The organism is Microvirga terrestris (assembly GCF_015694425.1).
Lineage (GTDB): Bacteria > Pseudomonadota > Alphaproteobacteria > Rhizobiales > Beijerinckiaceae > Microvirga > Microvirga terrestris.
This window is the reverse complement of sequence record NZ_JADQDN010000005.1, coordinates 24,610-44,908: the sequence shown is the minus strand read 5'-3', so window position 1 is coordinate 44,908 and position 20,299 is coordinate 24,610. Positions and strand designations below refer to the sequence as shown.

The 20,299-nt window shown below is 62.1% G+C and carries 18 protein-coding genes; 9 read left to right on the top strand and 9 right to left on the bottom strand.

Annotated elements, in window-relative coordinates; translation table 11 throughout:
- The first annotated feature begins 1 nt into the window (after nt 1).
- A complete protein-coding gene (locus I2H36_RS11370; RefSeq protein WP_196264021.1) occupies nt 2-844 on the top strand; it encodes a phytoene/squalene synthase family protein in 843 nt (280 codons plus the stop codon).
- 275 nt (nt 845-1,119) lie between these two features.
- Here the strand turns inward: I2H36_RS11370 and trmFO are convergent, their stop codons facing one another.
- Nucleotides 1,120-2,538: a methylenetetrahydrofolate--tRNA-(uracil(54)-C(5))-methyltransferase (FADH(2)-oxidizing) TrmFO gene (gene trmFO, locus I2H36_RS11365; protein WP_196264020.1), complete on the bottom strand. Its 1,419-nt coding sequence runs from the start codon at nt 2,536-2,538 to the stop codon at nt 1,120-1,122.
- 85 nt (nt 2,539-2,623) lie between these two features.
- Between trmFO and I2H36_RS11360 the strand changes: the two genes are divergently transcribed.
- Complete coding sequence (locus I2H36_RS11360) at nt 2,624-3,382, top strand: glucose 1-dehydrogenase (protein WP_196264019.1); 759 nt, start codon at nt 2,624-2,626, stop codon at nt 3,380-3,382.
- A 68-nt stretch (nt 3,383-3,450) separates the two neighbouring features.
- On the opposite strand, the gene I2H36_RS11355 is transcribed toward I2H36_RS11360, so the two are convergent.
- The gene (locus I2H36_RS11355; RefSeq protein ID WP_196264018.1) at nt 3,451-3,606 is read right to left on the bottom strand and encodes a DUF1127 domain-containing protein; all 156 of its coding nucleotides are present in this window, start codon (nt 3,604-3,606) and stop codon (nt 3,451-3,453) included.
- Nucleotides 3,607-4,068: 462 nt separating this feature from the next.
- Here I2H36_RS11355 and I2H36_RS11350 point away from each other — a divergent pair, with 462 nt between their 5' ends.
- A complete protein-coding gene (locus tag I2H36_RS11350; RefSeq protein WP_196264017.1) occupies nt 4,069-4,890 on the top strand; it encodes a hypothetical protein in 822 nt (273 codons plus the stop codon).
- Between the two features lie 260 nt (nt 4,891-5,150).
- Nucleotides 5,151-5,474 carry a hypothetical protein gene (locus tag I2H36_RS11345; protein ID WP_196264016.1) on the top strand — a complete coding sequence of 108 codons (324 nt, stop codon included), beginning with the start codon at nt 5,151-5,153 and terminating at the stop codon, nt 5,472-5,474.
- Between the two features lie 30 nt (nt 5,475-5,504).
- Here I2H36_RS11345 and I2H36_RS20495 read toward each other — a convergent pair whose 3' ends face one another.
- A complete protein-coding gene (locus tag I2H36_RS20495) occupies nt 5,505-5,714 on the bottom strand; it encodes a porin (protein WP_210331049.1) in 210 nt (69 codons plus the stop codon).
- 142 nt (nt 5,715-5,856) lie between these two features.
- Nucleotides 5,857-6,408: a DUF2231 domain-containing protein gene (locus I2H36_RS11335; protein WP_196264014.1), complete on the bottom strand. Its 552-nt coding sequence runs from the start codon at nt 6,406-6,408 to the stop codon at nt 5,857-5,859.
- A gap of 194 nt (nt 6,409-6,602) precedes the next feature.
- Between I2H36_RS11335 and I2H36_RS11330 the strand changes: the two genes are divergently transcribed.
- On the top strand, nt 6,603-7,727 hold the full coding sequence (locus I2H36_RS11330; RefSeq protein WP_196264013.1) for a GGDEF domain-containing protein: 1,125 nt from the start codon (nt 6,603-6,605) through the stop codon (nt 7,725-7,727).
- 20 nt (nt 7,728-7,747) lie between these two features.
- Here the strand turns inward: I2H36_RS11330 and I2H36_RS11325 are convergent, their stop codons facing one another.
- Nucleotides 7,748-9,484 (bottom strand): right-handed parallel beta-helix repeat-containing protein, encoded by a 1,737-nt coding sequence (locus I2H36_RS11325; RefSeq protein WP_196264012.1) that lies wholly within the window; start codon nt 9,482-9,484, stop codon nt 7,748-7,750.
- A 471-nt stretch (nt 9,485-9,955) separates the two neighbouring features.
- Here I2H36_RS11325 and I2H36_RS11320 point away from each other — a divergent pair, with 471 nt between their 5' ends.
- Entirely contained in the window at nt 9,956-10,366 is a 411-nt protein-coding gene (locus I2H36_RS11320; protein ID WP_196264011.1) for a hypothetical protein, read from the top strand.
- A gap of 84 nt (nt 10,367-10,450) precedes the next feature.
- Nucleotides 10,451-10,678 (top strand): DUF6894 family protein, encoded by a 228-nt coding sequence (locus I2H36_RS11315; RefSeq protein ID WP_196264010.1) that lies wholly within the window; start codon nt 10,451-10,453, stop codon nt 10,676-10,678.
- Nucleotides 10,679-10,773: 95 nt separating this feature from the next.
- On the opposite strand, the gene I2H36_RS20430 is transcribed toward I2H36_RS11315, so the two are convergent.
- The 3 genes from I2H36_RS20430 to I2H36_RS11300 form a co-directional block, all read right to left on the bottom strand.
- Complete coding sequence (locus I2H36_RS20430) at nt 10,774-12,903, bottom strand: ATP-binding protein (RefSeq protein WP_196264009.1); 2,130 nt, start codon at nt 12,901-12,903, stop codon at nt 10,774-10,776.
- 135 nt (nt 12,904-13,038) lie between these two features.
- A complete protein-coding gene (locus I2H36_RS11305; protein WP_196264008.1) occupies nt 13,039-13,848 on the bottom strand; it encodes a class I SAM-dependent methyltransferase in 810 nt (269 codons plus the stop codon).
- Nucleotides 13,849-13,922: 74 nt separating this feature from the next.
- On the bottom strand, nt 13,923-14,663 hold the full coding sequence (locus tag I2H36_RS11300) for a DUF4336 domain-containing protein (RefSeq protein ID WP_196264289.1): 741 nt from the start codon (nt 14,661-14,663) through the stop codon (nt 13,923-13,925).
- Between the two features lie 186 nt (nt 14,664-14,849).
- Between I2H36_RS11300 and I2H36_RS11295 the strand changes: the two genes are divergently transcribed.
- Nucleotides 14,850-15,965 (top strand): NADH:flavin oxidoreductase/NADH oxidase, encoded by a 1,116-nt coding sequence (locus tag I2H36_RS11295; RefSeq protein WP_196264007.1) that lies wholly within the window; start codon nt 14,850-14,852, stop codon nt 15,963-15,965.
- 180 nt (nt 15,966-16,145) lie between these two features.
- Nucleotides 16,146-17,210 carry an NAD(P)H-dependent flavin oxidoreductase gene (locus I2H36_RS11290; protein WP_196264006.1) on the top strand — a complete coding sequence of 355 codons (1,065 nt, stop codon included), beginning with the start codon at nt 16,146-16,148 and terminating at the stop codon, nt 17,208-17,210.
- Nucleotides 17,211-17,242: 32 nt separating this feature from the next.
- On the opposite strand, the gene uvrA is transcribed toward I2H36_RS11290, so the two are convergent.
- Nucleotides 17,243-20,239: an excinuclease ABC subunit UvrA gene (gene uvrA / locus I2H36_RS11285; RefSeq protein ID WP_196264005.1), complete on the bottom strand. Its 2,997-nt coding sequence runs from the start codon at nt 20,237-20,239 to the stop codon at nt 17,243-17,245.
- Nucleotides 20,240-20,299: the final 60 nt, after the last annotated feature.

Genomic DNA, 20,299 nt, shown 5'->3' with positions numbered 1-20,299 from the left:
GATGGCGGAAGCGATTTCCAACTTCGCCCATTGTGAGGGGCTCGTGCGCGAGGCCGATCCGGACCGGTACTGGGCGAGCCTCTTCGTGCCCGCCGACAAGCGGCCGCATCTCTACGCGCTCTATGCCTTCAACTTCGAGATCGCCCGCGTGCGCGAGGCAGTGCGCGAGGCGCTCGTCGGCGAGATCCGCTTGCAATGGTGGCGCGATGCCCTACAGGGCGAAGCGCGAGGCGATGTGCGGGCCAATCCCGTGGCGGCTGCGCTCGACGACACCATCGTTCAGTTCCGCCTGCCGCGCCAATCGCTGGTTGACCTGATCGACGCCAGGATCTTCGATCTTTACGAGGATCCGATGCCGAGCCTCAACGATCTGGAAGGTTATTGCGGCGAGACCTCGTCGAGCCTGATCCAGCTTGCGAGCCTCATCCTCTCGGACGGCACAAATCCCGGCACCGCCGATGCTGCCGGACATGCGGGCGTGGCCTATGCCATCGCGGGCTTGCTGCGCGCGTTTCCGATTCATGCGCGGCAAGGTCAGGTTTATGTGCCGGCGGATATTCTGACCAAACACGGCGTGGTGCGCGAGGACATCGTGACAGGCCGTGGCGGGCCGGGTCTCCAAGGGGCGCTTGCCGATCTGCGCGCCGTCGCCCGCAGGCATCTCGATCAGGCGCGCGCGCTGCGCACCACGATCCCGAACGCCGCCAAGCCGGCCTTCCAGCCGGTGGCCCTGGTGGAGCCTTATCTGAAGGCCATGGAGCGGCGTGATTACGATCCCTTCCACACGGTGGTGGAACTGCCGCAATGGCGGCGGATCTGGTCGCTCTGGCACGGGCCGTTTTGAAGAGTGCGTTACTCTCCAGCGTCATCCCGGACGGTGAAGCAGATCAGGGATCGCGCAAACCCGGCCCAGCACTGTCATCCCGGGGCCGCGCAGCGGAGCCCGGGATCCATAACCGCTGAGGATGCAGAAAAAACGGCGCGACGTTGATCGCCTCGTCTTGAGACGCCGTATTTATTGATCCCTGCCTACGCGGGGATGACAGTGTTGAGGTTCGGGAAGCAGATACTGAAAGCAATCCCGGATCGGCTTTAGCCGTCCGGGGTGACAGTCAGCGCTTACTCCGCAGCCTGAGGCAGCACGCCATCCGACATCCACGCCCCCAGATCCGCCCGCGCCCGGTCCGTCAGAGCCTTCTTCCTGGCAACGGCCTTGGCCGGTCCACGCAGGCGCTTGCCGTCCTCGGCCTTCGGCGTGAAATCCAGCGGTGGGAAGAGGCCGAAATTGACGTTCATCGGCTGGAAGGAGCGCGGCCCCTCGTCGATGGTCTCGATGTGTCCGCCCGTGATGTGGTTGATGAGCGCGCCGAGCGCCGTGGTGTGGGGCAGGGGCTGGATGGGACGGCCTAGCCGCTCGGCCGCGGCGAAGCGGCCGGTCATCAGTCCCACCGCCGCGCTCTCCACATAACCCTCGCAGCCGGTGATCTGGCCGGCAAAGCGCAGGCGCGGCATGGCCTTCAGGCGGAGCGTCGGATCGAGGAGTTTCGGCGAGTTCAGATAGGTGTTGCGGTGAATGCCGCCGAGGCGTGCGAACTCGGCATTTTCCAGGCCGGGGATCATGCGCAGGATCGCGCTCTGAGCGCCGTATTTCAGCTTGGTCTGGAAGCCCACCATGTTGAACAGGGTGCCGAGCGCATTGTCCTGGCGCAGCTGCACGATGGCGTAGGGTTTCTTGTCGGGATTGCGCGGGTCGGTGAGTCCGACTGGCTTCATCGGGCCATGTCGCAGGGTCTCGCGGCCGCGCTCGGCCATGACCTCGATGGGCAGGCAGCCGTCGAAATAGGGGGTGTTGGCCTCCCATTCCTTGAACTCGGTCTTGTCGCCGGCGATCAGTGCGTCGATGAACGCGTCGTACTGCTCCTTGGTCATGGGGCAGTTGATGTAGTCCTTGCCCGTGCCGCCCGGTCCGACCTTGTCGTAGCGCGATTGGAACCAGGCAATGTCCATGTTGATGGACTCGCGATAGACGATGGGCGCGATGGCGTCGAAGAAGGCGAGCGATGTCTCGCCCGTGAGATCGAGGACCGCCTGCGCCAAAGCCGGCGAGGTGAGAGGGCCGGTGGCGACGATCACCGAGGACCATTCTTCCGGCGGCAGGCCCGCGATCTCGCCCCTCTCGATGGTGATGAGGGGATGCGCCTCGAGCGCGGCCGTGACGGCCGCCGAAAAACCCTCGCGATCGACGGCCAAGGCGCCGCCGGCGGGCACCTGGTTGGCATCGCCCTTGGCCATGATCAGCGAGCCGAGGGAGCGCATCTCCTGGTGCAGGAGGCCGACCGCATTGGCCTCGGGATCGTCCGAGCGGAAGGAGTTGGAGCACACGAGTTCGGCTAGGCCGTCCGTCTTGTGCGCATCGGTGCCGCGGACGGGACGCATCTCGTGCAGCACGACGGGGACACCGGCTTGGGCGATCTGCCAGGCAGCTTCCGAACCGGCGAGGCCGCCGCCGATGACGTGGATGGGTTCGATGGTGCTCATGGTCAATCTCCCGAGCGGCTTTGTTGACTCCCTCGAGAGCCCTGGTCAAGCTGAGCTGGTTTACTTTTGGAAAGGCATTCAACGCATGCAATCCAGGCGTCCGGTCGTCCTTATTACAGGCGGAAGCCGCGGCATAGGGGCTGCGGTGGCGCAGCTTGCGGCTGAGCGCGGCTACGATGTCGCCATCACCTACCGCTCAGAGCGTGAGGCTGCCGAGCAGGTTCTTGCCGCCTGCCGTTCTGCCGGGGCAAGAGCAGTCGCTTGTCAGGGCGATGTGGCCGTTGAAGCCGACGTGGTTCGCCTGTTCGACGAGGCCGAGGCGGCCTTGGGGCCGATCTCGCATGTGGTCAACAACGCGGGGATCACGGGCAAATCCGGCAAGCTGGCGCAGACCTCCGCCGAGACGATCCGGGACTGCATCGACATCAATGTCCTGGGCGCCCTGTGGGTGGCACGAGAGGCGGCTCGGCGCCTGCCGCAGAGCCCGGGCGACAGTACCAGGACCATCGTCAACATCTCGTCGGTGGCGGCCTCTCTCGGCAGCCCCAACGAATATGTCTGGTACGCCGCCTCGAAGGGGGCCATCGACTCGCTCACGATCGGAATGGCCAAGGAGCTGGCACCGGAGGGCATCCGGGTCAACGCGGTCTCGCCCGGCATGACCAAGACCGAGATCCACGAGCGCAGCACCCAGGACGCTGGCCGGCTGGAGCGGCTGCGTCCGAATATTCCGATGAACCGGATCGGCGAAACAGGAGAAGTTGCCGAGGCGGTGCTGTTCCTGATGTCGGATGCCGCGTCCTACATCACGGGCGCGAATATCCCGGTCTCGGGCGGGCGCTGACGGGTTCCAGACAAGCAAACGCCCGCCAAAGGGCGGGCGAGGGCCTCGTGCTGCCATGCAGCAAAAATTTACGCGACTGCGTGCTCGCGAGCGATGTTCTCGATCTGGAAGCGCGAGATGCCGAGATCGTCGAGTTCACGGTCCGACAGGAGCGAGAGCTCGCGGACAGTATCGCGATAACGCATATAGGCGCGGAACTTAGAGAGAATGTAGGACACGAACATGAAAATCTCCTGATCAGTGACCGACCCCTGTGGTCGGTGGCTTTTGTTCTTGCGTGTGCAGTGCCGATATAAGTGTGTGCAGCGCCGAAGAGGAGTGGTAATAATGTAGGGCAGTTATGCTTTAGTAGCATAGCGAGCTAATGCCAGGTTAACGGCAGTGCTCATCAAGCATGACTCGTCGTCGATGAGCGTGTGTTTGGCGCGGCGCGGTTCAGAGCTTGGCCGTGTTGCCTGCCTCTCGAAATGGCCCGATGAGGCTCTCCACAGTCTTCATGAATGTATTGGAGTCCAAATTTCTTATCTGATGGTCCTATAAGCAATCATGCGCCTATGTAGCATTTTGAACAAATGTTCATCTTGCGGAACGACTTCGTAGGTAACCGAAGTTGCTTGCGCCCTCCTTGGAACAGTCTCCGTAGGTCTGCGTTCACCACGCACCTTTACAGTAATGGAGATGGTCCAGTGAAGAAAATCGCACTAGGAGCCGCCCTTCTCTTGTTGAGTAGCGCGGCCTATGCCCAGACATCGACTCAGACCAATACCAGCACCAGCACGACATCCCAGTCGCAGTCCTCGGATTCGAACAACCTGCTGCGCAACAAGTCGGGAACCAGCAGCCGGACGGAGACGACCGGCGCGACCCGCAGCGATTCTTCCGGCACGCAGACTAATGTCCGCACCCGCGAAGAGGGTAGCACCCGGGTCGGGGTCGGCATCGAGACCCGCGAGCGCTCTGGCGTATCCGTTCGCTCTCGCACGGTGCGTGAAGTCGAGGAGCCGAGCGTCTCCGTCACCCGCCGCCGCAGCGTGACGACGATCGATGAGCCGGATACCGAGGTGCACCGCACTGTGGTCAAGAAGAAGCCCACCAAGAAAGTGGCAGTGAAGAAGACGAAGAAGACCAACAAGGTCGTGTCCAAGAAGCGGCGTTATCAGGTTGTCGACGAGCCGGTGGAGGTCCGTCGCCGGACCGTGCGCCGCTACGAAGAGGTCAATGAGCCAAGCGTCTCGGTCAATCGCCGCACGACCATCCGCCGGACGCAGGACACCTCGCCGAGCGTTGGCGTATCCATCGAGCAGCGCCGTCCCAACGATGTGAATGTCTCCACCAGCCGGACCCGTTCGAGCGCTCCGGAGACGACCGGCACCGTCTCGACCCGTAGCCGTACGGATGTGAACAGCAGCTCGGGTAACAATATGTCCGGTTCGACCAATTCCTCCACGACCGTTCGTCCGCAGCAGGGCGGTTCCTCGTCGGGGAGCAGCACGAGCACCAGCGAGTAACTAGGTCGCCAGGATTTAGGAAAGAGGGCCGGACCGCCGGCCCTCTTTTAGTGTTCTTATAGTCGATCTGAGAAGTAGGAGTTATTCAGAGCAGAATGCTTATGATTTAGGAAGAATAGAGTAGAAAAACATGCGGTTACTAGGAAGATATGCGCTGTATTATGGATAGGTAAAATTTTTCAGGCTTGCACCCGAGTGCGATTTTTGGAACCGTTTCCCTAGAATGAATTTTATATACGAAACTGTTCAGGAGTAGATCCATGAAGAAAGCTCTTGTTGTCATCAGCGCAGCCCTTCTGGCCGTAACTTCTTTCAGCGGTTCCGTCGACGCCCGCCCAGGTAAGGGCAGGGGTCATGCTTACGGACATGCCAAGAACCACAAGGCTGAGCGCTATGTCGTGCAGCGCCGCAACAATAACAACGCTGCCATCGCAGCCGGCGTGACGGGCGCCATCCTGGGCGGCGCGCTTGCCGCAACGGCCCGCCCTGCTTACCGCACTTATGAGCGGCCTGCCTATCGGACTTACGAAGCTCCGAGGCGGACTTACTACCGGGAAGAATACTACGATAATTACGACTACTAACCTGTCGACATAAGGGCGCCTTGGGCGCCCTTATTCTTGGCCCCTGTCGCGATGCAGATTTCCAACGGCGATCACGGCTCGCAAGGGGCCGTATTCGGTCTGCTTTCTCACATCCATCTGCAAGTGGGCGCCTGACTGGGTCCGATACGAGCTGGATCCGAACTGTCGCCCTGACCCGACAAGGGCATCGGCTCGGACGGTGCCGCTGATCCGCACGCACGTATCCGAGGCTTGGAGCATGGAAAAACCAGGAGGACAGGGAGAAGAGGCCTGCGCTTGGCTCGTCAGCGCTACGCCGATCAGAACAAGGGTGGAAACGGGCTTCATGAAACGGAGCTTAGCGGCTCCGCTCCGGGAAACAAGTGATGAATGACGGCAGTCCTCAGAGCCCGCCCGACCCGCTCCGGCGGCCGTAATGCTCCGCCACGTCCGCGCGGTCTACCTCCACATGAAACTGCTCGACCTTGGGGCTGTAATCCTGAATGGCGCCAATGCCATAACGGTAGGCCATCTCACCGCCGAGCCAGCCGCTGAAGAGCAGCAGGGCGGTCTGAATGCTCGATAGCCAGATGCCCCAGCCCTGAACGCCTGCGGCAGGATCGCCCGAGCGCACCCCCACATTGATTAGGGCAAGGGCAACGACGACCAGGTTGTCTACCATATGAGCCCATGAAATCCAGATATTGCGGACCCGGTCGATGGTTACAAAATCGATCATGCCGGGAACCGCGGCCACGAGGGCGGTGACAATGCCGGCAATGAGCAGCCAGTAGGAGCATTGAGCCCAGAACTGGTCTTGAGTTGCCATGAAAACGATGTCGGTCCCTAGTGCTCCGATCAGAAAGGCGACCGGGAAGACGATCAGCATGTGGTGAAGCGGATGTCCCGCGATGGCTGCCGTGCTCTGCACCCCATGACGATGATACCGACCCATGACACCGCTCCTGTTCATGCTTGGCTTGAAGAAAAATGCCCGGGCCAATCCTTCGTTCCGGTTCATACGTCACACCCGTTGCGGCTGGACATTCGGGCAACGATCATGGATAGCGTAGCCCCGCATTCCGTGGGGAAATGTCCTGCGGGACTCATCTCTGCGGCCTCCTGACCAATCGCAGGACAGCTGCTCCGATGGTTCTTGACCCCGCTACCCTTACCGTCGCCTTCATCCTGCTGTCGTGCGTCCTCGGCACGCTGCTGATCTTCTCATGGACCTTGAGCCGCAGGCTGAGCGCCCAGGCCTGGTGGGGAGCGGCCTTCTGGCTGATCGCAATCGGAATCGGCTGGGCTAACCTGGGGGAGAAACCACCGGGTTATTGGGTTCTCCTGTTGGCGAACGCGCTCGGCATCCTATCTTACGGCGCTCTCTATGTTGGATGCAGGGTCTTCAACGAGCGCCCGGGCATTCTGCTTCACGGCGGGGCAGGTGTTGCCATCTGGGTGTGCGCGTTCCCGTTCATCCACGACTCGCAGGGCTATCGCCTGATCCTGACATCCGCGCTGACAGCTGCCTATTCGGCCCTGTGCGCCTGGGAGCTGATGCGTCACCCGCTGCAGACGCTCGCCTCGCAGCGGGTCGCGGTCGTTCTCCTTTCCGGGCTTGCCGTGTTCAACCTCTTTCGCGGGATGCTCGGCGTTTCCCTCACATCGGTCCCCTGGATCGATACATTTGCCCGGCGCTGGTCCTCGGAAATGGCCCTCTTCCTGGTGGTGATCGGACCAACCCTCGCCTTCATGTTTCTGTCTATGGCGAAGGAGCGCTTGAAGTTTGAGTACAAGCAGGCGGCTCTCGTCGACGATCTGACGGGAATTCCCAACCGGCGCGCTTTCCTTCAGACCGCGTCCCGGCTGCTCAACCGCCTGAACGGCCGACCAGCCAGCTGCCTGCTGTTCGACCTCGACAATTTCAAAGCCATCAACGATCGCTACGGCCATGCGGTCGGCGACCGCATTCTCAGCGTCTTCGCGCGCACGATTGCCGACAACCTGCCCAAGGAGACCTTCGGCAGACTTGGGGGAGAGGAATTCGCGGCTATCCTTCCGGTCGGAGCCCAGGACGCTGCCGCTCTGGCAGAGAGGATCCGCCATGCCTTTTCCGAAGCTGGGAGGGCTGCCCTCGGAAAAGCCGAGGAGGTGACCGTGAGCATCGGCTGCGCGACTATCCACAAAGCCACGCCCGAGGATCTTCTGCGGCATGCGGACCGTGCGCTTTACCGTGCCAAGGAGAATGGTCGGAACGTGGTCGTGGTGGCGTAAGCTGACTCTCTCGCCTAGCCTCAGATCACAAAGAACTCATGGTGGCTCAGGACGAGCCCTTTCTTGAACTGCGCGAACTCCAAGGGCTTGCGGGATCCGGACCCGTCAGGATCGTACGACAGGATGCCTGTTTTCTTGTTGTAGTTGATATAGTCGTCTGCGTCTTTGGGTCTGTTGCCCGCATTGAAGAAGTCGGCATCCAGCTTCTGCGGTTTGCTGGCGCTGCCGGACCCGAGCTTCCGGAAGATGGCATTATCGAGCCAGATCGAGTCGTCCTTCGCCCTATACAGATTGATGGTATCGAAATTGACCTTACGGTCCGTGGTGGACGACCCCAGCCTTGTGTTGAAGACGAAAACGTCGCGACCCGCATTGCCGATCAAGGTATCGTTTCCAAGCCCGCCATTGAGCCGGTCGTTGCCGTTGCCGCCGAAGAGCCAGTCCCGGCCATTGTCGCCATAGAGCCGGTCATGGCCTCCATCGCCCAAGACGTAATCGTTGCCGCCCATGCCCCGGATGATGTCGTTGCCGGACCGTCCGCTCAGGTCTTCGTCAAATGAAGTGCCGCGGAATACATTGGCCCCAGCCGTGCCGATCCACTTCTGGACCAACGTGTAGATCGCTCCCGAGTCCATGCCGTAGATGGTGTTGCCGAAGAGGGTGATATGGGTGGGCCCCCCGGCCGTGTTCGTGCGCTCCTCCCGGATTCCGTAGCGGGCATCGATGGCGCCGTCGGAATAGATCGTGTTGTTGAGGATCTGAGTGTTCACGGAGTAATAGGTGTTCCCGGTTTTCGCATCCACCCGCATGCGGATGCTGATTTCGTCGAACTGGTTGTCGGCGCCCTGAGCGTTGTTGAAGATGCGGCTGTTCTGAACGATTGTGTCGGTGGAGCCCTCGATCCTCACGCCGCTGCTCACATTGCCGTAGATCGTGGCCCCGTTGATGGTGACGTTATCGGCCATGTTGAGAAGGACGCCCTCCTTCTGATTGCCGTAATATTGGCCGCCGACAATTCGAATATCGCTGGGCCACGGGATATTCTCCGATCCCCTCTGCACCACCACCCCGGTGGATCCATTGCCATAGGCGATGTTGTTCTGGAGTAGCAGCTCGGTGGTCGTGGTCGTGACGTTGAAGCCGTGCCGGTCGTTGTTGTAGGCGACGTTGTTCCGGTAGGTGCCGTTGACGATGAAGTCCGCCACGAACCCGTCGAGCCCGTTGCCGTGGGACACGCTGTTCTCGATGGTCAAGCGCAGGGTCTGCTCGTGCGGGTCGAAACCATAGCCTGAGCAATCCAGGATCTCCACGCGCGATACATGGATGTCGCGGTCCTGCTGCGTGCTTCCGGGCCTCACGCCCGTATAGAAGCCGTCGATCTTGCCCTGAGTCGCATCGCGATTGCCGTCGATCGAGAGATCGAAGACACCGACATCGTAGGTGACTTCGTTGAATGGGGTTCGCACCACACCCGTGATGTCGCCTGACCACCCATCGGCCACCTTGAGGATCGTTTGGCCCATGCCGGCGCCCTGAAGCGCCGTTCCGCTGAGCATGGAGACGGCACCATCGCTCTTATCGCTGCTTCCCTTGACGAGCAGCGTGCCTGCCGGCAGCATGACTGTCACTCGACCTGCGGACGGATTATTGACATAATCCGCATGCGCTTTCTTCACGGCGGCATTGATGGCGGCGGTATCATCAATGCCATCGTTGGCAAAGGCACCGAAAGTTGACGCGTCGATGACGGGAGCCATGCTGAACATCCTTCATCTGGAAACCGAGCCAGCATGCTTAAATGTGTTTGTGGCGCTTTTCAGAGGATATTCTTGAGCATGTGATGGATTTGGGGGTAACCATCATGTCCAGTAACAAGGATTGAATCACACTAGAAGTGTGTCGTTCGGATCCTGCCGTGTGCATTGTGCTGTAACTACTCCAGCATTCCTTGGCACTTAGCCTCGGTTCGGGTGGCCTTGCCTGTCCTCCGCACTAATCGCTCACATGAATTCGGAAACCTGCTGCTCTTCGCGCCGAAAGGTCCATCGATCCGCCTGGCTGTCGGCTGGTATGCGCCGAGGTAATCGGGCGCTGTGGTTCTTCAAAAGCGAAGATGTGATCGAATAAGATCTTAGCTGGAGAAATAGAACTTGTTTATTACTCTGCGTTAATGTCTTTTCGTTCAAATTGTGAGACGGTTTGTTGGGCTGACCATCACGGGGGTACGTGTGACAGACGAAGAAATTGAAGCCGTTGCAGAGGAACTGGCCAAGGCGGGCGGCGTCTCATGGTATCCGGGACGGACACGCGGCGCGCTCCTAAGGCCGGTCAGCGAACGGTACCGGGACCGGGCAAAGCTTGCCATTGCAGCGCTCGAGCGGGTGAGGGCAGGGCATGATCCTGCTCCGGAGGCACGACCGCCGCATGCCGCAAATGCCTCGCCTCATCCTGACAAGATCGAAGTTGGAGCGACCGTGGTTTACCGTCCCCCGGGCGATCAGAGGGCCATCACGTGCCGGATCGAGCGGATCGAGGCGGGCCGTGCCTATCTGGTGCCCGTACCCCGTCCGGATATCGGCTGGGTGTCTTTGGAGAACCTTCACCCCATTGAAGGAGAGGCTGCAGCGAAAGGCGAATAAGGGGAAGGACTGAAAGGTCTCTTCACTTCGCCGGCAAAACCCGCTAGCAGTTTGCATCCTTTCCGCGTGGGTGGATGATCTGACATGCGTTGCTTCTTCCACCTCGTGAGCCGTCATGACGAGATCGTCGATAATGCCGGAATCGAGGTCCATGACCTTGAGAGCGCCAAGGCCCAGGCACTGCTCGCCATCAAGGAATTGAGGGCGGAGATCGGCCCCGAGGTGGACGATTGGTCAGGGTGGCGGCTCGACATCGTCTGCCCCCTTGGAACCCTTCTCCACTCCGTGCAGCTCATGGAAACGGTGCATTGACCTGCCGGATCACTGCAGCTTTGCCTTAAAGATTAGAGCTGGAGATCTTGCCGCATTCTTGACGGCGAACCAGGTCCACTTCGCCAAAAGATACCCTAGGCTATGGCCTTAAGCGCCACCAAACCCAGAATCTTGTCGATGGATGCCCACAGTTCTGCCGTGTCATAGGGCTTGCGAAGGATAGTGAACCCGTCATCCATGGCCGCTTGAGCGACATTGCTGTAGCCAGTGGCGAGAAGGACCGGCAGGGAAGGCTGCTCGCTGCGGATGATCCGTGCCAGATCGACGCCATTGAGATCCCCTGGCATGACGATATCGCTGAACACAAGGTCGATTCGCGTGCCGGACCGGAAGACCATCAGGGCAGCACGGGCATCGGCCGCATGCGTGACCCGAAACCCGATCTCCTCAAGGCTGAGGCGGGTGACCTCGGCAATGTCAGGGTTGTCCTCCACCAGGAGAATGTGGCCATTGCCGCTTCGAACCGGAGGTTCCGGAATCGGTGCGCTCGCGTCGGTCGCAGCCTCGATGGTGCGCGGCAGATAGAGCGTGATCGTGGTGCCGCGCCCGGCCTCGGCAAGGGCGGTTGCCGTTCCTCCCGATTGTTTGGCAAAGCCATAGACCTGACTCAACCCGAGGCCGGTTCCTTTGCCGACGGCTTTGGTCGTGTAGAACGGCTCGAACACATGGGGCAGCACGTCTTCCGGGATGCCGCTGCCCGTGTCCGTGAGGCTGAGCGCGATGAATTCGCCCTGAAGGCCCAAAACATCCGGGTCGCGCAGGGTCAGGTTCCAGGCCTCGATCAGCAGCCGTCCGCCATCGGGCATGGCATCGCGCGCATTGACGGCGATGTTAAGGATGGCGAGTTCGAGTTCGTTGAGGTCGACCTTGGTGTTCCACAGATCGGGTGGCAACCGCATGTCGATGGCGATGTCGCCGCGCAGAGACGAGCGCAGCATGTCCCGCAGGTCGAGCAGATATTGCGACAGATCGACGACCTCGGGCTCATGCGTCTGCTGCCGTGAGAAAGACAGGAGTTGACGCACGAGGCTTGCCCCGCGGCCAGCTGCCGTGTCGATGGCGTCGAGGGATCGCTTCTGCCGCTCCTCCATGGGGTAGCGCCGCAGCCGGTCGACGCTCCCTTTGACAACCATCAGCAGATTGTTGAAGTCATGGGCGACGCCCCCGGTGAGATGGCCCACAGCTTCAAGCCTTTGTGCCTGCTTGAGAGCAGCCTCCGCCATCTCGCGCCGCTCCACCTCCGCATGAAAGCTGCGGGTGCGCTGCAGGGCGAGCAGGCTAATGGCAAACAGGCCTAGGGTCGCCGGCAGGCCAAAGGCCAGGAGCTGGCCCATCTCTGACCAGAGCTCACGCCACACGCTGGCGGTTTCGATGCCGGTGGTTACATAGACTGGATAATCCGGGATCTTGCGATAGCCGATGCGGCGCTCGATGGTGTCGATTTGAGAGACAGCTGTGATGAATCCCGATTGCGCGCTGCTTTGAATGGCCGGCAGGAGAATGTTGCCAGGGGTGAGCTGGAGGGGCTCGTTGCCCCGCGACGGGTAGCGCGCAAGGAACTCCCCGTCGGATCTGATCAGGCTGATGGAATCGGCAAGGGCCCGGGAGATCCGTCCGTAATAATCACGGAAATACTCGGGACGCACGGAAACCGCCACGATCCCGTCGAAGCTACCGTCCTGGGTCGGGCGGCGCTGGCTCACCACGAAGAACCGGATGTTGCCAACCTTGGACGTGATCGTCCTGCCGATATAGGTGCCCGCGTCCTGTTCGGCCTGCACCTTGAAGTAGTCGCGTTCCGAGTTGTCGAGGTCGCGGGGCACGGGCAGGATGGTGCTCGACACGAGCGGGTGTCCGGCCTTGTCGAAGACCCAGATCGCCTCGATGTGCGGGAGGGCATCCTGAGTGCGCCGCAGGCGGCCCTGGAGGCGGACCTCCTCGGCCAGGATCTGCTCTGGCGTGAGGCCGCGCAGCACCTCGTTCGTCTCGGCCATCGTGCGCTCGATGGTCTGAAACGCCTTGAGGCTGTGCTCCTGAACCACGTCCAGAGCACGCTCAATCCGCTCGTCCGCGTGTTCGCGGATGCGGCGGTAATCCTCCCAGGCAGTATAGGCGAAAAACAGGGCAGGGCCGAGCAAGCTCGCAACCAGCAGCAACTGCAAAGGCCATAAAACGGTGCGGCTCTTCGGCGTTACGCGACCCACAAACGAAGACCTTCCTTGCATGGCTTTGCGAGAGTCTCTCGAACTTGAGCGTCCGTCAGGCCCGGCAGATATAGTAGTGCAAAGAAGTGTCAAGGGTGCGGGTCAATGTTACCGCCCGAAGCAGGATGCGCCCCTCTATCGCCAAGCCTTTACGACAAGCGCGCTCATGCGGTTGTCGACCGGCGACGAGCCGAAATGGCCGACGAGCGCTTCCGTGGCCTTGGTCGTGATGTCCTCAAGCCGACCAGGGGCGCGGGCTTCGATCTCGGACCGCAGGGGCGTGCCCTGGCAGAGCCCGATGGCAGGCTCCCGTGGGGAAGGCGCCTGACTGACCTTGTCGACCACATCGATCTCCACATTCTCGAAGCCCGCCTGCTGAACCTCGCCGCGGATGCGATCAGGGTCGAAATAGCCGAACGGCACCCGCTCGAAGAACCGGGGTGGGTCGTCGGGAAAGGCTTTCGCAACAGTCTCGGACACGATGCGGCTGACAGGGTTGAGGTCGAGGGAGTTCCAGACGTTGAACAGAAAGCGGCCGGCGGGTTTCAGTACGCGCAGGACTTCGCGATAGGCGGCCAGCTTGTCGGGGAAGAACATCACGCCGAACTGGCACACGACCGCATCGAAGCTGCCATCCTCGAAAGGCAGGGTTTGAGCGTCGGCCTGGAGCCAGCGCACGTTCGGAGCCTGGAGCCTGGACTGGGCGAGGTCGAGCATGGCCTGGTTGAGATCGGTCGCAGTGATCTCGACCTGCGGCGGCAGGGTCTTGGCCAGGGCACGGGTCACAATGCCGGTTCCGGCCGCCGTCTCCAGGATGCGGCCCTGCGTGATGTCCGCCAGACGTCCTGCCAGATCCCGAGCGAAGGGCTGGAAGAGCAGCGGACCGAGATATTGTTCATAGATCGTCGGAATGGAGCCTTTGAAGGCTGCATCGGTGGCGCTCATCGCCTCCTCCCCTGGAAAGCCGGGATGATCGTCCCTTGGATGCGGAGGGGCAATGGCGCAGAAGGGGCAGAGGGTTATTCCAGCAGCCAGGCGAAGGCACGCTTCAGGTTTGCCGTTCCATCGCGGTCGAACCACCGGCCGTGGCTGAAGATGACCCGCTCCGGGTTCCACGCGACAATCCGGGCGACCGCCTCCTGCGCCTCCTTCCGGCGCAGGCGAACGATAAAGCGCAGATAGGCCGGGGCCTTGCCGTCGGGTGCATCGACGCCGGTGAGCCTCGCGAAGAGGCGGGTTCCCAGCCGCAGCTTCTCTGGCTCCAGGTTCTGGATCAGGTCCGTCAGGATGAGGGTTCGCGTGGGCCGGTGCAGGAATGCGACCTCCCGAAAGCCCGCGCCGCCCGGGATGACGGCCTGCTCAATATCGCCACCCCAGTCATCCGGCGCAGAATCCGTCAGGTCGCGATCAAACCGGACACCTGCTTTCCGCACCTGTGGCCTGTGCCGGAGGTTAGGCGCAGCCGATGTCTTGGCGGCCGGGCAGCCGCCCTGCCAACCCTTGAGGTGGGTCCAGTGTGCAACGTTGGGCGCGACGAGATGTCGGATGGGCCCCAACGTCTCGATCTCGCGCCGCAGTTCCGCGTTGTAGCGCGTGGACGAATGGAGCCAGACATCGCCATTGCCCAATCGGATCACCGTCATCCGCACCGGCAGGCTCAGCCCCATCGCCTCCTGTGGTCCGCTATCGACGATCCAGAGGTTCTCGGCGACGGGCTTGAGCACGTCGAGGGGAGGGTAGGTGACGTCTTCACTGGCCATCTGCGAGCCTTTCAAGCGTTTCACGGTTATAATGCCTCGCCCCGGTGAGAAGGTTCGTCCGGCCTTGTTTGGTCTTCTCCTTCACTGCCGGATCCCGCCTCGCGCTACCGACCTTTTGGACCTGTCGTGCGTTTGAGGGAGGGCGGCTCATACATGGCGGCAGCGACCCGGTCCCGGAGACAATCGATGACTCAGGCAATACTCTTCACGCCGTTTCGGATCGGGCAGACGGAACTCGTCAACCGCATCGTGATCGCGCCCATGTGCCAGTATTCCGCCGAAAACGGCTGCATGACCGATTGGCATATGATCCATCTGGGCCAGCTCGCGCTCTCGGGCGCTGCGCTCCTGACGATCGAGGCTACGGGCGTGACCCCTGAAGGCCGCATCACCTATGCGGATGTCGGCCTGTATTCGGACGAATGCGAAGCCGCCATGCGGCGCGTGCTGGACGGGATCCGCCGCTGGTCCGACATGCCGGTGGCCATTCAGCTCGCCCATGCGGGGCGCAAAGCTTCCACGGAAGTGCCCTGGAAAGGCGGGACGCAGCTTCCGCCTGATCATCCCCAGGGGTGGCAGACGGAGGCGCCTTCAGCCCTTCCCCATTCCGACGGTGAGTCTCCTCCGACGGCGTTGGACAAAGAGGGGCTCGTACGGGTGCGGAATGCCTTTGCCGATGCAGCCCGGCGCGCCGCGAGGCTTGGCCTAGATGCCGTACAGGTTCATGCGGCGCACGGCTACCTGCTGCACCAGTTCCTCTCGCCTCTGTCCAATCGGCGCGAGGACGAATACGGCGGTTCGCTCGAGAACCGCATGCGCTTTCCGCTCGAGGTCTTCGATGCCGTCCGCGCCGCGTTCACTGCGGATCGCCCCGTGACGGTGCGCGTGTCGGGCACGGATTGGGCCGAGGGCGGCTGGACCATCGAGGAGACGGTGGAATTCGCCAAGGCGCTCGAAGCGCGCGGATGCAGCGCCATCCACGTGTCGAGCGGCGGGGTTACACCTGTGCAGCGGATTGCGGTCGGACCGAGCTACCAAGTCCCGCTCGCCCGTGCGGTCAAGGCAGCGACGTCGATGCCGGTTATCACTGTGGGTCTTATTACCGATTTCGTGCAGGCCGAGGCCATTCTTAGCACGGGCGACGCCGATCTCATCGCCTTGGCCCGCGCCATCCTCTACGACCCGCGCTGGCCTTGGCACGCCGCTGCGCACTTCGGCGCCGCCGTAAAAGCCCCCAACCAGTACCTGCGTTCGCAGCCGCGGCAATTCCCGAATCTGTTTGATGTGCGGGCGGATGATTGAGGGCAGTCAAAGCCTCACCCATTGTCCCTATCGCCCGCTCCCGACGCGAGGCTCCCTGTCTTCAGCGTCAACTGATGGCGGAATGCCGGTCAGAGTGTGAAGGTTGTGCCCTTGTGTGGGGTTTGCATCGGGCCTAGCACTGGAGCACCGCATTCTCACAGCGCAAAGAAGGTGGCAGTCATGTGGAAAGACCGACGCATTCTAGATCTTCTGGGCATCGAACTTCCCATCATCCAGGCTCCCATGGCCGGGGCCAACCTCTCCGACATGGTGATTGCCGTCTCTGAGGCTGGCGGACTAGGATCTCTCCCCTGTGCGTTGCTGAGCCTCGACAAGGCGAGGGAGGAACTGACCCGGATCCGGAAGAACACGAGCAAGCCCATCAATGTCAATTTCTTCTGCCATCGTGCGCCTGTTGGCGATGCCGGCCAGGACGCCGCATGGAAGGACCGCCTCAAGGACTATTATCTCGAATTCGGCCTCGATCCCGAAATGCCGACCCCGCCATCGACACGCGCACCCTTCGACGAGGGCTACCTGAGCCTCGTGGAGGAGTTCAGGCCTGACGTCGTGAGCTTTCATTTCGGACTGCCCCAGCCGGGCTTGTTGAAACGCGTGAAGGACACGGGCGCCAAGGTCCTGTCCTCCGCGACCACCGTCGATGAGGCGCGTTGGCTGGAGGACGGCGGATCTGACGCGATCATCGCGCAAGGTTTCGAGGCCGGGGGTCATCGCGGCATCTTCCTCTCGGATGACATCTCATCCCAGGTCGGCACCATGGCCTTGGTGCCGCAGGTCGTCGATGCAGTGAAGGTCCCGGTGATCGCAGCGGGCGGCATTGCCGATGCCCGTGGCATCGTGGCGGCTTTCGCCCTTGGCGCATCGGCGGTGCAGATCGGAACGGCCTATCTGTTCACGCCGGAAGCGACGATTGCGTCGCCCCACAGGCAGGCGCTCAAGAGTGCGAAGGACGACCAGACGGCGCTTACAAATGTTTTCACCGGACGTCCCGCGCGGGGCATCGTCAACCGGATCATGCGCGAGGTCGGTCCGATGTCACCGATCGCGCCGCAATTCCCTCTCGCAGGTGGCGCTCTGGTACCCTTGCGTCAGAAGACGGAACCTCTCGGCTCGAGCGATTTCATGTCTCTCTGGTCCGGCCAGGCAGCACGCCTCGCCCGCGAGCTTCCCGCTGGAGAGCTGACAAAGGCGTTGGCCCAGGAGGCGTTGAGCAAGCTCAGATAACGATGTGTCTGAGGCCGGGCGGCTGAGCCGCCTTACTCCGCCGCCTGACGCGTCACCTTCTTGTCTTTCTTCGGCGCCTCATTCTTCACCGCAGCTTTCTTGGCGATTTCCTTCGAAGCAGTCTCCTTCTTCAAAGGCCTGCGCTCCAGCACCTCCTTGAGGAAGCGGCCAGTGTGGCTTTCCTTGGATTCGGCGATGTCCTCGGGCGTGCCTTGGGCAACGATGCGCCCGCCGCCGTTGCCGCCTTCGGGGCCCATGTCGATCACCCAGTCGGCGGTCTTGATGACCTCGAGGTTGTGCTCGATCACCACCACACTGTTGCCTTGATCCACGAGCTCGTGGAGCACTTCCAAAAGCTTCGCGACGTCGTGGAAGTGCAGGCCCGTGGTGGGCTCATCGAGGATGTAGAGGGTGCGGCCGGTGGCGCGCTTGGAGAGTTCCTTGGAGAGCTTCACGCGCTGCGCCTCGCCCCCCGACAGCGTCGTGGCCTGCTGGCCCACATGCACGTAGTCGAGGCCGACGCGGGCGAGCGTCTGCATCTTCTCGCGGATCGATGGCACGGCCTTGAACAGCTCGCGGGCTTCCTCCACCGTCATGTCGAGCACGTCGGCGATGGACTTCTCGCGATACTTCACCTCCAGCGTCTCACGGTCGTAGCGCTTGCCCTTGCACACGTCGCAGGTGACGTAGACGTCAGGCAGGAAGTGCATCTCGATCTTGATCACACCATCGCCCGAGCAGGCTTCGCAGCGCCCGCCCTTCACGTTGAACGAGAAGCGTCCGGCCTGATAGCCGCGCGCCTTCGCCTCGGGAAGCCCTGCGAACCATTCGCGGATCGGCGTGAAGGCGCCGACGTAAGTGGCCGGGTTAGAGCGCGGTGTACGTCCGATGGGCGACTGGTCGATGTCGATGACCTTGTCGAGATGCTCCAGACCGTCGATGCGCTCGTGCGGGGCGGGGTGTTCGAGCGCGTTGTTGAGCTTGCGCGCGACTGCCTTGTAGAGCGTATCGATCACGAGCGTGGACTTGCCGCCGCCGGACACGCCGGTGATGCAGGTGAACGTGCCGAGCGGGATCTCCGCCGTCACATCTTTAAGGTTGTTGCCCTTGGCACCCACGACCTTCAGCATGCGCTTGGGATCGCGCTTGCGGCGCTTTCCCGGCACCTTCACGGACATCTCGCCTGTGAGATACTTGCCCGTGAGCGACTTCGGGTTCGCCATGACCTCGTCGGGCGTGCCCTCGGCAATGATCTGCCCGCCATGGATGCCAGCACCCGGACCGATGTCGAACACGTAATCGGCCTGGAGGATGGCGTCCTCGTCGTGCTCCACCACGATCACGGTATTGCCGAGATCACGCAGGCGCTTGAGCGTGCCGAGCAGGCGCTCGTTGTCGCGCTGGTGCAGGCCGATGGACGGCTCGTCGAGCACATAAAGCACGCCCGTGAGGCCGGAGCCGATCTGAGACGCGAGACGGATGCGCTGGCTCTCGCCGCCCGACAGGGTGCCGGACGCGCGGGCGAGCGTCAGATATTCCAGGCCCACATCGACCAGGAAGGTCAGGCGCTCGCGGATCTCCTTGAGAATGCGGCCGGCGATCTCATTCTGCTTCTTGGTGAGCTTCTTCGACAGCGCACTGAACCATTCATGCGCGTCCTTCACGGACAACGCCGTGGCGTCGCCGATATCGGAGCCTGCGATCTTCACCGCCAGCGCTTCCGGCTTCAGGCGCTTGCCGCCGCAGGATTCGCAGGGCGTTTCGCTCATGAAGCGGCCGATTTCCTCGCGCGCCCAGTCGCTCTCGGTTTCCTTATAGCGGCGCTCGAGATTGGGGATCACGCCCTCGAACGGCTTCCTCACCTCATAGGCCCGCATGCCGTCGTCATAGGCCATACGGATGTTTTCACCATCCGAGCCATAGAGGATGACCTCGCGCACCTTCTCGGGCAACTCCTCCCAAGGCTTCGTCATGGACGCCTTGAAGTGCTTGGTGATCGCCTCGAGCGTCTGGCCGTAATAGGGCGAGGAGGACTTCGCCCAGGGCATGATGGCGCCGCGCTTGAGCGACAGGGTCTCATCCACCACGAGCGCCTCGTCGATGCGCATCTCGTGGCCGATGCCGCCGCAGGTGGGGCAGGCGCCGAAGGGGTTGTTGAACGAGAACAGGCGCGGCTCGATCTCGGGGATCGTGAAGCCGGAGACCGGGCAGGCGAACCTGGATGAGAAGACGATGCGCTTGGGCTTGCCTTTCTCATCCTTTTCGTCGGCATATTCGACGACCGCGATGCCGTCGGTCAGCTCGAGCGCGGTCTCGAAGGAATCCGCCAGGCGCGCGGCGATGTCCGCCCGCACCACGATGCGGTCCACCACCACGTCGATGTCGTGCTTGAACTTCTTGTCGAGGGCAGGCGCCTCATCGATGGCGTAGTACTCGCCGTCGATCTTCAGGCGCTGGAAGCCCTTCTTCTGGAACTCGGCGATCTCCTTACGGTACTCGCCCTTGCGGCCGCGCACCACGGGGGCCAGCAGGAACAGCCGCGTCTTCTCCGGTAGCTCGAGCACCCGGTCAACCATCTGAGAGACCGTCTGGCTCTCGATGGGCAGGCCGGTGGCGGGCGAATAGGGGATGCCGACGCGCGCCCAGAGCAGGCGCATGTAGTCGTAGATCTCGGTGACGGTGCCCACCGTCGAGCGCGGGTTCTTGGAGGTGGTCTTCTGCTCGATGGAGATGGCGGGCGACAGCCCGTCGATCTGGTCCACATCCGGCTTCTGCATCATCTCCAGGAACTGGCGGGCATAGGCCGAGAGTGACTCGACATAGCGGCGCTGCCCCTCGGCATAGATCGTGTCGAAGGCCAGCGACGACTTGCCGGAGCCGGACAGCCCTGTGAACACCACGAGCTGGTCCCGCGGGACCATGAGGTCGACATTCTTGAGGTTGTGCTCCCGGGCCCCGCGCACGGAGATCACGCGCGCATTAGGATCGCCCGCCTTGGCGCGGTTGAACAGGTCGTCGAGTTTAGCCATTGCCGAGCTTAAGCCTTTTGAGGAGTTCCGGCCTCGTCAGGCCGGCCACCGCATATGTGA

Coding starts and splice junctions, on each gene's coding strand:
- I2H36_RS11315 (WP_196264010.1), top strand. CDS start 10,451: ATGCGTTGCTTCTTCCACCTCGTGAGCCGTCATGACGAGATCGTCGAT.
- I2H36_RS11295 (WP_196264007.1), top strand. CDS start 14,850: ATGACTCAGGCAATACTCTTCACGCCGTTTCGGATCGGGCAGACGGAA.
- I2H36_RS11345 (WP_196264016.1), top strand. CDS start 5,151: ATGAAGAAAGCTCTTGTTGTCATCAGCGCAGCCCTTCTGGCCGTAACT.
- I2H36_RS11300 (WP_196264289.1), bottom strand. CDS start 14,663: ATGGCCAGTGAAGACGTCACCTACCCTCCCCTCGACGTGCTCAAGCCC.
- I2H36_RS20495 (WP_210331049.1), bottom strand. CDS start 5,714: ATGCTCCAAGCCTCGGATACGTGCGTGCGGATCAGCGGCACCGTCCGA.
- I2H36_RS11335 (WP_196264014.1), bottom strand. CDS start 6,408: ATGGGTCGGTATCATCGTCATGGGGTGCAGAGCACGGCAGCCATCGCG.
- uvrA (WP_196264005.1), bottom strand. CDS start 20,239: ATGGCTAAACTCGACGACCTGTTCAACCGCGCCAAGGCGGGCGATCCT.
- I2H36_RS11325 (WP_196264012.1), bottom strand. CDS start 9,484: ATGGCTCCCGTCATCGACGCGTCAACTTTCGGTGCCTTTGCCAACGAT.
- trmFO (WP_196264020.1), bottom strand. CDS start 2,538: ATGAGCACCATCGAACCCATCCACGTCATCGGCGGCGGCCTCGCCGGT.
- I2H36_RS11330 (WP_196264013.1), top strand. CDS start 6,603: ATGGTTCTTGACCCCGCTACCCTTACCGTCGCCTTCATCCTGCTGTCG.
- I2H36_RS11355 (WP_196264018.1), bottom strand. CDS start 3,606: ATGTTCGTGTCCTACATTCTCTCTAAGTTCCGCGCCTATATGCGTTAT.
- I2H36_RS11370 (WP_196264021.1), top strand. CDS start 2: ATGGCGGAAGCGATTTCCAACTTCGCCCATTGTGAGGGGCTCGTGCGC.
- I2H36_RS11360 (WP_196264019.1), top strand. CDS start 2,624: ATGCAATCCAGGCGTCCGGTCGTCCTTATTACAGGCGGAAGCCGCGGC.
- I2H36_RS11290 (WP_196264006.1), top strand. CDS start 16,146: ATGTGGAAAGACCGACGCATTCTAGATCTTCTGGGCATCGAACTTCCC.
- I2H36_RS11305 (WP_196264008.1), bottom strand. CDS start 13,848: ATGAGCGCCACCGATGCAGCCTTCAAAGGCTCCATTCCGACGATCTAT.